Source organism: Caballeronia sp. (assembly GCF_028292365.1).
Classification (GTDB): Bacteria; Pseudomonadota; Gammaproteobacteria; order Burkholderiales; family Burkholderiaceae; genus Caballeronia.
Genome location: NZ_JAQGMM010000219.1, coordinates 1 through 10,452, shown reverse-complemented (window position 1 = coordinate 10,452; position 10,452 = coordinate 1). Strand labels below are relative to the sequence as shown.

Below are 10,452 nucleotides of genomic sequence, written 5' to 3'. Positions count from 1 at the left end.
GTGCGTTGCCCGGCATGATGCACGTCGGCCCCGGGTCGACATACGTACCCGTTGTAGTGGTAGGGGGTGTCTGGCGTGGGAGGTCCGTACGCAAGGATCGGCAGCACCCAGATCTCAAAGCCTTTGTAGTCAATTCTTTCCCACATGGAAACCTCCGCCTTCAGGGAACGGCGTTAAACAGTAGAAGCTAGACCGCTCCGCCCAAAACGCGGGCGACGAAGTGCCTGCCCCATGCTTCGCCGTGAGCAACGGCTTCCGCGACCGTGACGTAAGGCCCGTGATTACCAGTCAAGTCGCCAGAATCTTCCGCGTGCGTCGAACCTCGAACCGGCGTTCCATCATGCCGGGTCACCATCACACGGGCGCCATAACCAATAACCTTTTCTTCGTCAGGCGGGTCGTATTTTGGCTCGACGTTTATAGTCAGAAGATAGTCGCCAACTTCAACGTCTTGATGCATGGCCGTCTCCCTGTTCTTCGAGGAATCTTATTATGACCGCGAACGCCGGGCTAACAATGTGTTTACGCAAAGCGGCGGTGGACTTGAAAATCCACCGCCGCTCTAGACAAGGCCTGTAACAACTTACTGCGATGCCTGCGTGCTCTTGCGCAGTTTCGCGACATCAGCCGCCCCGACCGCTGGTGCACCATTGTTCCATCCAGCGCGAATGAACGTGAGCACATCGGCGATTTGCTGATCGTTGAGCACCGGTGCGTATTTCGGCATCGGATACGCGGCGGGGATGCCTTGTATCACGAGGTCCTGCGTGCCGTTCAGCGTGACGTTGATCAGCGACGACGCATCCTTCTCCATCACGTTTGGATTGCCCGCCAACGGCGCGAGCAGCGGTGCGAACGCGTGGCCATCCACCCCGTGGCAATGCATGCAGTACGCGGTATAAACCTTCGCGCCTGCATCGTTGGCCGGATGTTGCAGCAGCGCCGTGGTGGCCTTCGGGTCGTAGGCGTATGCCGGCGCGTTCGTACCGCCCGCCGCCGGCAACGACTTCAAATACGCCGTCATGGCAGCCAGGTCCTGATCGTTCATACCCTGCGTGCTGTGGTTGATCACATCCGTCATGGACCCGAATGCAGACGCATGCGCGTTCGCTCCCGTCTTCAGGAACGTGGTCAAGTCAGCATCCGACCAGCGCCCCAGTCCAACGTTCTGCTCGCCCGTCAGGTTGGACGCAAACCAGCCGTCGAGCACACCGCCCGTGAGCCACGCGCTGCCGCTTTCATCGAGCGCCTTTTCCTGGAACGCAATGCCGCGAGGCGTATGGCACGCACTGCAATGGCCCAGACCCTGAATCAGGTAAGCGCCGCGATTCCACCCGACATCCTTGCCGTCCTTGTCGCGATAAACGCCTTTATCGAGGAACACCATGTTCCAGAACTTGAGCGGCCAGCGCATGTTCAGCGGGAACGGAATATCCGATGTACGGTTCGCCTGGTTCACCGGCGCAACCCCCTTCATGAAGTACGCATAGAGCGCCTTCACGTCGTCGTCGCGGACCTTTGCATAGGACGTGTAGGGCATTGCCGGATAAAGGTTGTGACCGTCCTTCGCCACGCCCTGGCGCAACGCCTTTTCGAAGTCCTCCTCGCTCCATTTGCCAATGCCTGTATCGGGGTCGGGCGTGATGTTGGTCGTATAAATTTTTCCCATGGGCGTGGTCATCGGCAGGCCGCCGGCAAATGGCTTGCCTTTGGGCGCGGAGTGACAGGCGACGCAATCACCCACCTTCGCGAGGTAGGCGCCGCGGGCAACCAACGGATCGTCGTTCGCCGCGGCATGGGCCAGCAAGGGCAGGCTGAACGTGAGCGCGAGGGAGGCAACAAGATGTTTGATCATTGTGTGTGCCCTCATGCGCTTTGCAGTTGACGGCCGACGGGCAACTGCCGCAAGCGCTTGCCGGTAGCGGCAAAAATCGCGTTGGTCAGCGCGGGCGCAAGTGCTGCCGTACCCGGTTCGCCAATGCCCCCAGGTGCCTCGCTGCTCTTGACGATATGCACCTCGATAGGCGGCGTCTGATCGATCCGCAGCATCCGGTAATCGGTGAAGTTGGATTGCTCGACGCGGCCGTCCTTGATTGTGATCTCGCTGTAAAGCGCTGCCGTGATGCCAAAGATAATTCCGCCCTGGATCTGCGCCTCGATGGTGTTCGGATTGACCACCATGCCGCAATCCACCGCGCAGACCACGCGGTTCACGGCCACTTCGCCGTCGCCGTTCACGGTGACGTCCACCACCATGCCGAAGAAGCTGCCGAACGCGTGCATCACCGATACCCCGCGTCCCTGGCCCTTGGGCAAGGTGTTGCCCCAGCCGGCTTCACGGGCTGCGACGTCGAGCACGTTCTGTGCGCGCGGGGTCTTGCCCAGCAGGTCGTGGCGGTACTTCACCGGATCGACCTTCGCCTGCACAGCCAGCTCATCCATGAAACTTTCGACCACGAAGGTTCCGCGAGTCGGACCTACGCCGCGCCAGAACGCGGTGGGCACGTCCATGGGCTCCTCGCGCACATAGTCGATGAATTGATTCGGGAGATCGTAGGGGAGGTCCGCGGAAACTTCCACCGCATCAGGATCAAGGCCGTTCTTGAACGCAGGAGGGGCGAACCGCGCCATGATGGACGACCCCACTATGCGATGTTGCCACGCGACTGGCTTGCCATTCGCATCGAGGCCGGCGGAGATGACGTCGTAGTAATACGGGCGATACATGTCGTGCTGGACGTCTTCTTCGCGCGTGTAGGTGACCTTCACGGGCGTGCCGACTTGCTTGCCGACCTTCAGCGCCTGGGCAATGAAATCGGTTTCCAACCGGCGCCCGAAGCCGCCGCCGAGCAAGTGGTTGTGCACGGTGATCTTGTCGGCGGTGAGGCCGGTGATTTTCACGGCGGTATCCACCGCGCGCGTGGGCACTTGGGTACCGACCCAGATATCGCAGCCATCGCTACGCACGGACACCGTGCAGTTCACGGGCTCCATGGTGGCGTGCGCGAGGAAGGGCTGCTGGTACACGGCGTCAACGCGTGTCTTGGCATCGTTAAAGCCCTTCTTGACGTCGCCGTCCTTGCGCGCCACGGCGCCATCGCGCTTCGATGCGTCGGCGAGTTGCTGCACTACCTTGGCCGTGGAAAAGTCCGCACCGCGGCCCTCGTTCCATTTGATGTCGAGGGCTGCCGCGCCGCGCTTGGCAGCCCACGTATGGTCGCCGATCACAGCCACGCCGTTGTCGATCCGGATCACCTGGCGAACGCCGGGAATCTTCTTCGCGTTGGTGTCGTCGACGGAGGCAAGCGTACCGCCGAAAACCGGGCTATTCACAAGGGCGGCGTACACCATGCCCGGCACCCGGACATCGAGTCCGAACATTGCTGTGCCGTCCACTTTTTCCGGCGAGTCGAGACGCTTGGCAGCGGTCCCGATCAGCTTGAAATCCTTCGGGTCTTTGAGCGGCACGTTCTGCGGAGCGGGCAGTTTCGCGGCGGCATCGACGAGTTGTCCATAGCCGATGCGGCGATCGCTCGCGGCATGCACCACTTCGCCTTTCTCCGCGTGGCACGACGCCGGGTCGACCTGCCATTGCTGCGCCGCCGCAGAAATAAGCATCACGCGAGCGGTGGCGCCGGCTTTTCGCATGGGCTCCCATGCGTAGCGGATCGACGTCGATCCGCCCGTCAACTGGCCGCCGAGCAGCGGGTCCATGAAGAGCTTTTCATTGGGCGGCGCGTGATCGATGACCACGCTGTCCAGCGGCACTTCCAGTTCTTCCGCGATCAGCATGGGGATGGACGTGTAGATTCCCTGGCCCATTTCGACCTTCGGGATCACCAGCGTCACCTTGCCCGTTGCGTCGATCTGCACAAATGCGTTGGGCTCGAAAACACCGCTTTGCGGCGCTTCGTTGGCGTCGCCGCCGATCACCGACTTAGCGTTGGGCGCTTCGCCCTGGCTTGCCGCGGGCAGGCTGAAACCCAGCATCAGGCCGCCGCCAACTGCTGCGCCGACCGATATCCCCAGCTTTAGAAATGTGCGCCGATTCAGGCCGTCGGGTACGCGGCGGTTCTGTGCTTCGAGTAATCCTCGCGACATGTCACGCCCCCTTGGCGGCGTGCTTGACCGCGGCACGGATGCGGTTGTACGTACCGCAGCGGCAGATGTTGCCCGCCATTGCAGCGTCGATATCGGCATCCGATGGGTTAGGGTTCGAGGCGATTAGCGAAGCCGCCGACATCACCTGACCCGACTGACAGTACCCGCACTGCACCACGTCGAGCGCGACCCATGCCTCCTGTACTTTCTTGCCCGCGGGTGTGGTGCTGACAGCCTCGATGGTCGTCACCTTGCGTGTTCCCACCGCTGCAATCGGCAGCACGCAGGAGCGCACGGCCTGACCGTCAAGATGGACTGTGCAAGCGCCGCATTGCGCGATACCACAGCCAAATTTGGTGCCCGTGAGACCGACCAGATCGCGCAGCACCCAGAGAAGCGGCATGTCGGGAGGGGCGTCGACCGTGTGAGATTCGCCGTTGATGGAAAGCGTCGTCATCTGCAACTCCAGTTGTCGTGGGGGATTTTTATAGTCGCTCTTAATCGGAAACCTTATACAAGATTACGACGATTCGTGCTGAATCGTGCTGAATCGCCTGTAGGCCTTGGCTGCGCGTTGCCGGTGCTTTTTTGCCGACTGAGAAAAATCGTGGAATAAAGCGTTGTGGAAAGGGTTGGCGCAGGCATTGATGTCCACGACGCCCGTTCTTCAAGGCGAATCTCCGTGCCTTCCAATTTCATTACAGTTCTGCGCGCCCGATGCATCGCTGCCGCTGGGATCCTGGTTGCCGCTATTGCGCTAGGTTCAGCCCGCTCCCCGGCCCATGCAGCAGACGGCCAACGGAGATGGACAGCATGTTGATCAAGCCGAGCGGCGACATCGATCGAGATTTCACCGTGATGATGATTCCGCATCACCAAGGCGCAATCGATATGGCGCAGGCCGAACTGCGCGATGGACACAACGAGCAATTACGTCGGATAGCTCAGGAATGGGCGTGATTCAATGCTCCTGCGGTTTTTTCTTGGGTATGGCCATGTTTGTTTGAAGTGCTGATGGTGCCGCGCAGACGTGTGTCTGATTATTTTTGATAACTCAGGAATAAATCCGGCAGGAAATGGGTTTGCCTTTATACCAACCCGTTAAACCTATTGGAGTCGAAAATGAAGACACTTGCCTGGCTTTCGTTGTCCGCCGCCGTCCTGGTTTCATCAAGCGCTTTCGCGCAAGGACTGACCCGTTCAGAAGTCCATCAGCAACTGGTGGAAGCGCAGCAAAATGGTTCGGAGTACGTGTCGAATTCATCGTACCCGGATGTCCCGCCGGTGTTTCAGAACCAGGCGGAGAATCAGCGGAAAAATGCGAGCGCGTATGGCGGCGTTGCCGCCGGCTCGAACACCAGCGCGCCGCGCGCGAGGATGAGTGGTACGCAAAGCCCTGAAACGTGCGTTGGCCCTGTCAGCTTCTGCAACATCTATGCGGGATCGTGAGCCGCACGAGCCGCACGTTATGACCGAGCCACGACCCAGCGTGGTGAGCATGGGGCAGACCGATTCATCGTCTGCCCCATGCTCGTTTGATCAGGCCGGCATCTTGCGGAACGCGATCGCAAAGCGATTCCAACTGTTGATCGATGTCACCAGCAGTGTCAGGTCCACGATCTCTTCTTCAGTGAAATGGGGTTGCACGGCTTCCCAGACGGCATCGGGTACATGGCCGTGCGAGACCAGCGTCAGCGCTTCGGTCCATTCCAGCGCCGCGCGTTCGCGGTCCGTGAAGAACGGCGTCTCACGCCATACCACCACGGCCGCCAACCGGCGATCCGTCTCGCCGCCCTTGCGCGCATCGGTCGTGTGCATGTCGACACAAAATGCGCAGCCATTGATCTGCGATGCGCGCAGGCGCACCAGTTCCGCTAGCGATTTTTCCAGCGATGACTTACCGATGTACTCTTCCACCGCAACCAGGGTCTTGATGGCGGACGGCTTGGCTTTGTAGAAATCCAGACGAGTTTGCACGACGGCTCCTTCGATTTAGATGGGTGCGCAATACGACGCGACATGCACAAGAATAGGCGCTTTACTGGACCTTATGAATAGCCGATTTTGCGTAATTCCAGGTAACCAGTGACGAAACCTCCAAGCTTGGTTGTTCTATAGTGACAGCCGACCCAACAGGGGTTCGCCTATCCGTCAGCCAGCCATCCTCTCCCTAGCGAAACACTTAAAGAAAAAGCCAAAGTCCGGGAAATAGTGCGCGTTCCTTGACTTGGATCATTGAACGGTCAAGCTCAGTATTTCGGCATGTTGAATCATCTCAATAATGATTAATAATGCATGAAATCATGTGAATCTTAGTGCTCGGCAAATTGGCTTAAGTGCTTTAAGCTCACTGTCCAGAGCAGTCGCGTTGGTTATAAAAAATTAGCTGTAGCGAAATACTGCAGACACAAAAAACCGATCGAGGGATACAACGGTGGGCATACGCAGCGTCCTCATAACACTAGTGCTGCTCGCAGGTTCAAGCCTGCATGCACTCGCCGCTGGCGAGGCGCCGGCCGAAAAAGCGCCTGACACCATGCAGGCGCGCGTGCTTGGGTGCGCGGCGTGCCATGGCGCGCAGGGTGAAGGCACAAGCAATGACTATTACCCGCGGCTCTCAGGCAAACCCGCGGGTTATCTCTACAACCAATTACTCGCCTTTAGAGACGGTCGTCGCAAGTACCCGCCAATGAATTATTTATTGGCGTATTTGCCTGACCCGTATCTTATGAAAATTGCGGAATACTTCGCCGCTGAGCATCCGCCATTTCCTGCGCCTGCGCCAGTGACTGCCGATACGGCGACGCTCGCGCTAGGCAAGACCCTGGTCAATACGGGTGCCGCGTCGCGCAAGATTCCTGCATGCGTCGCGTGCCACGGTGCGGCGCTGACCGGCATGGAGCCAGCCATTCCCGGCTTGCTGGGTCTGCACTCCGACTACATCAGTGCACAGTTGGGCGCATGGCGTTACGGCACGCGCACCACGCTTGCTCCCGACTGCATGCATGGCATCGCTACAAAACTAGCCGACCGTGACATCACCGCTATCGCGGCGTACCTGGCTTCGCTGCCGGCGCCGGAGAATCCGGCGCCCGTTGCGGCAGGCTCGCTCAAGATGCCGCTTGCGTGCGGCACCGTACCTAATCAATAGGCGAGGAAATAGACGTGCTCAGTTTCCGTGCCCTTATGCTTTTTTGCGCCTGTGTCGTGACGTTGAATGCGCGAGCCGCCGATCCGGCGGTGATTGCCCGTGGCGAATATCTCGCTCGCGCCGGTGATTGCATTGCGTGCCATACCGTTCCCGCGGGCAAACTATTCGGTGGTGGCCGCGGGATGGAAACACCGTTCGGCACGCTCTATACGCCGAACATTTCTTCAGACAAGCAGACTGGCATCGGCAAGTGGACCTCGGCTGAGTTCTACACCATGATGCATACCGGCAAGTCGCGCGACGGCGAGCTGCTTTATCCGGCCATGCCGTTTGCCTCCTATACCAAGGTCACGCGCGCCGACTCGGACGCAATCTACACATACCTGTTGTCCACGCCGCCCATTCATCAGCCTAATCGTGCGCATGAATTGCGGTTTCCGTTCAACCAGCGCTCATTGCTGTATGGCTGGCGCATGCTGTACATGAAGCCCGGTGAATACCAGCCTGACACTACACAATCGGTGGAATGGAATCGGGGCGCTTATCTGGTTGAAGGGCTCGGCCATTGCACGATGTGCCATACCGCAATCAATGCGCTAGGCGGCAATTCACCCTCCAAGCGCTTCGAAGGCGGCTTGATCCCGGTGCAGAACTGGTATGCGCCTTCGCTTACGTCGAATAAGGAAGCGGGGCTGGGCGACTGGAGCATCGAGGACATCTCGGACCTGCTGCAGTCGGGTGTGTCGAACCGTGGCGCCGTGTATGGGCCCATGGCCGAGGTCGTGTATGACAGCTTCCAGTATTTGACGGACGAAGATATTCGCGCCGTGGCGGTCTATCTGAAGACGCTGCCTGCGCGTGCCGGCGACAAGCCTGCGCCGGTCACCGCCGCTGTTGCCGAACAGCAGACCAGTCTTTCGCCGCTGGGCAAGAAAATCTATGACGCCCAATGCGCGCTATGCCACGCGTCGCAAGGGCAGGGCAAGCTGCCGCATTTCCCGCCGCTGGCGAACAATCAGTCGATCCAGATGACGTCGGCGGTGAATCCCATTCGCATGGTGCTGAATGGCGGTTATGCGCCGGGTACGAAGAAGAACCCGATGCCGTATGGCATGCCGCCGTTCGCTCAGTCGCTCTCCGATGTCGAGGTCGCGGCGGTGGTCACTTATATCCGCACGGCCTGGGGAAATCACGGCACGCCGATTGGTGAAAAGGAAGTCAACACGTTGCGCTCAGCCCCACTTTATTGAGGACGTCATGACTGATTCCGAGAAAGAAGATGCCGCCGTCGATGAGATCGTGCGAGACGGCCCGCATGGCGCCATTGCTTTGGCGGGCGTGTCAACGGCCATTGTGATCGGCTTGTGGTTTGCGTTTTATTTCTTCGTTTTCTTACCCCGCGGCGTTATCCAATGAGCACTGAACACCCGTCGCATGCGTCTGCCGATATTGCAGCGCGCATCGAGCGCAAGTGGGCGCTTCTGGTAGTCATCATTCTCTGCGTGCTGGTCGCCATGACGATCTTCACCGGACTGCACTGGGCCATGATGCCGCCGTCCAGAGTGGAGACGGTGCGGCCTGAAACGCTCAACGTTAGCGGTGAATTCATCGAGAGCAACCTGGGCAGCGCGGTTGAAGCAGATGGTTCGGTTACCGTACGAATTGTCGCGCAGCAATATTCGTTCACGCCGCAATGCCTGCTCATACCAACTGATACACCCATCACCTTTCGTGCCACCAGCGCGGATGTCGTGCATGGATTCCTGATCACGAACACGAATATCAATTCGATGCTTGAGCCCGGCTATATCTCCACCTTCAAGAGCACCTTCACGCAGCCCGGAGAGCATCTGATGCCATGCCATGAGTTTTGCGGCACGGGACATCAGGGCATGTGGGCGCACGTCAAGGTGATCGATAAAACGGCTTTCCTCAAGATGGCAAACGCTAACGGTTCGCGGAGACTCAGCTGTGTTAAATAGCAAGCGACTCGTTCTCGCGCATTTCTGGCTTGGTTTCATCAGCTTCGGCGGCGCGTTGCTGCTCGGCGCGTGGCAGATGTGGGTGCGCAGTCCGCTGCATCCGTGGCTGAAGAATCCGGAGCTCTACTATCGCTCGGTCACGGCGCATGGTTCGGCCATGGCCTATGTATTTCCCACGCTGATCGCAATGGGCTTCGGTTACGCGGTCACCGAACTGGCGCTGAAGAAACCGCTGGTCGGCGCACGCTGGGCATGGGTCGGTTTCATCCTGGTGGCCGTGGGGACGGTCACCGCAATGGTCCCCGTCGCGATGGGCCTGGCCTCGGTCCTCTACACTTTCTATCCGCCGATGATCGGCAACGCGTTCTACTACATCGGCATTGTGCTGGTGGTGGTCGGTTCCTGGATCTGGGTCGCGCTGATGTCGATCAACCTTGCCGTGTGGAAGCGCGAGCATAAGGGGGTGCCGGTGCCTCTAGCGATGTTCGCCACCCTGGCCGGAGCCTATTTATGGGGCTGGACAGCGGTCGGTGCGGCGATCGAGATCCTGTTCCAGATCCTGCCAGTCGCGCTGGGCTTCAAGACGACGATCGACGCTGGACTCGCCCGCGTGTTCTTCTCGTGGTCGCTACATGCAATCGTCTATTTCTGGCTGATGCCCGCTTATATAGCGTATTACACGATCCTGCCGCGCGCGATCGGTGGCCGCCTGTACAGCGATTCGATGGCGCGTATCTCGTTCATCCTGTTCCTGGTGGTTTCGATGCCGATCGGCATTCACCACCTGTTCGCCGATCCGCAAGTCGGTTCGGGTTTCAAGTTCATGCATTCGGTGTTCACTGCGCTGGTCGCGGTGCCGACCTTGCTGACGGTGTTCACCATCTGCGCGTCGGTTGAAATAGCGGCCCGTTTGCGCGGCGGCCGGGGCAGCTTCGGCTGGATCAAGGCGTTGCCCTGGGACAATCCGCTGATGCTCGCGCTGGCGTTTTCGTTCGTGATGCTTGGCTTCGGCGGGGCGGGCGGCATCATTAACATGAGCTACCAGCTTGACTCGACCATTCACAACACGCAGTGGATCACAGGGCACTTCCATCTGATCTTCGGGGGCGCGATCGTCATCATGTATTTCGCGATTGCCTATGACCTCTGGCCGCATCTTACTGGCCGCGCGATGACGCACTTGAAGTTGATGCGCCAGCAGTTGTGGCTGTGGTTCAT

11 protein-coding genes and 1 pseudogene are annotated in these 10,452 nt (G+C 59.3%); 7 read left to right on the top strand and 5 right to left on the bottom strand.

Annotation, left to right across the window (positions count from 1 at the left end):
• Nucleotides 1-187: 187 nt before the first annotated feature.
• The 4 genes from JWR14_RS13400 to JWR14_RS13385 all read right to left on the bottom strand — a co-directional run bounded on the left by JWR14_RS13400 (nt 188) and on the right by JWR14_RS13385 (nt 4,558).
• Entirely contained in the window at nt 188-460 is a 273-nt protein-coding gene (locus tag JWR14_RS13400) for a hypothetical protein (protein WP_299707201.1), read from the bottom strand.
• 123 nt (nt 461-583) lie between these two features.
• Nucleotides 584-1,855 carry a cytochrome c gene (locus tag JWR14_RS13395; protein ID WP_299707198.1) on the bottom strand — a complete coding sequence of 424 codons (1,272 nt, stop codon included), beginning with the start codon at nt 1,853-1,855 and terminating at the stop codon, nt 584-586.
• An 11-nt stretch (nt 1,856-1,866) separates the two neighbouring features.
• Entirely contained in the window at nt 1,867-4,101 is a 2,235-nt protein-coding gene (locus tag JWR14_RS13390; RefSeq protein ID WP_299707196.1) for a xanthine dehydrogenase family protein molybdopterin-binding subunit, read from the bottom strand.
• A gap of 1 nt (nt 4,102) precedes the next feature.
• Nucleotides 4,103-4,558, bottom strand: a complete 456-nt coding sequence (locus JWR14_RS13385) for a (2Fe-2S)-binding protein (protein WP_299707193.1) — start codon at nt 4,556-4,558, stop codon at nt 4,103-4,105.
• 294 nt (nt 4,559-4,852) lie between these two features.
• Here JWR14_RS13385 and JWR14_RS13380 point away from each other — a divergent pair.
• Together JWR14_RS13380 and JWR14_RS13375 are read left to right on the top strand one after the other, a co-directional pair.
• Nucleotides 4,853-5,052, top strand: a pseudogene (locus JWR14_RS13380) (DUF305 domain-containing protein); the annotation flags it as partial.
• 171 nt (nt 5,053-5,223) lie between these two features.
• Nucleotides 5,224-5,550: a DUF4148 domain-containing protein gene (locus tag JWR14_RS13375; protein ID WP_299707191.1), complete on the top strand. Its 327-nt coding sequence runs from the start codon at nt 5,224-5,226 to the stop codon at nt 5,548-5,550.
• A 90-nt stretch (nt 5,551-5,640) separates the two neighbouring features.
• On the opposite strand, the gene JWR14_RS13370 is transcribed toward JWR14_RS13375, so the two are convergent.
• Nucleotides 5,641-6,078 (bottom strand): carboxymuconolactone decarboxylase family protein, encoded by a 438-nt coding sequence (locus JWR14_RS13370; RefSeq protein ID WP_299707188.1) that lies wholly within the window; start codon nt 6,076-6,078, stop codon nt 5,641-5,643.
• A gap of 559 nt (nt 6,079-6,637) precedes the next feature.
• Between JWR14_RS13370 and JWR14_RS13365 the strand changes: the two genes are divergently transcribed.
• From JWR14_RS13365 to JWR14_RS13345, 5 genes are all read left to right on the top strand, one after another.
• Complete coding sequence (locus JWR14_RS13365) at nt 6,638-7,252, top strand: c-type cytochrome (protein WP_299707206.1); 615 nt, start codon at nt 6,638-6,640, stop codon at nt 7,250-7,252.
• A gap of 35 nt (nt 7,253-7,287) precedes the next feature.
• Nucleotides 7,288-8,502 carry a c-type cytochrome gene (locus JWR14_RS13360; protein ID WP_299707203.1) on the top strand — a complete coding sequence of 405 codons (1,215 nt, stop codon included), beginning with the start codon at nt 7,288-7,290 and terminating at the stop codon, nt 8,500-8,502.
• A 7-nt stretch (nt 8,503-8,509) separates the two neighbouring features.
• Nucleotides 8,510-8,668, top strand: a complete 159-nt coding sequence (locus JWR14_RS13355) for a hypothetical protein (RefSeq protein ID WP_299707185.1) — start codon at nt 8,510-8,512, stop codon at nt 8,666-8,668.
• The gene (locus JWR14_RS13350) at nt 8,665-9,234 is read left to right on the top strand and encodes a cytochrome C oxidase subunit II (protein WP_062093121.1); all 570 of its coding nucleotides are present in this window, start codon (nt 8,665-8,667) and stop codon (nt 9,232-9,234) included. The genes JWR14_RS13355 and JWR14_RS13350 overlap by 4 nt, the downstream gene beginning before the upstream one ends.
• Nucleotides 9,224-10,452: cbb3-type cytochrome c oxidase subunit I (locus JWR14_RS13345; RefSeq protein WP_299707177.1), on the top strand; the 1,229-nt coding region annotated here is incomplete at its 3' end. The genes JWR14_RS13350 and JWR14_RS13345, both read left to right, overlap by 11 nt.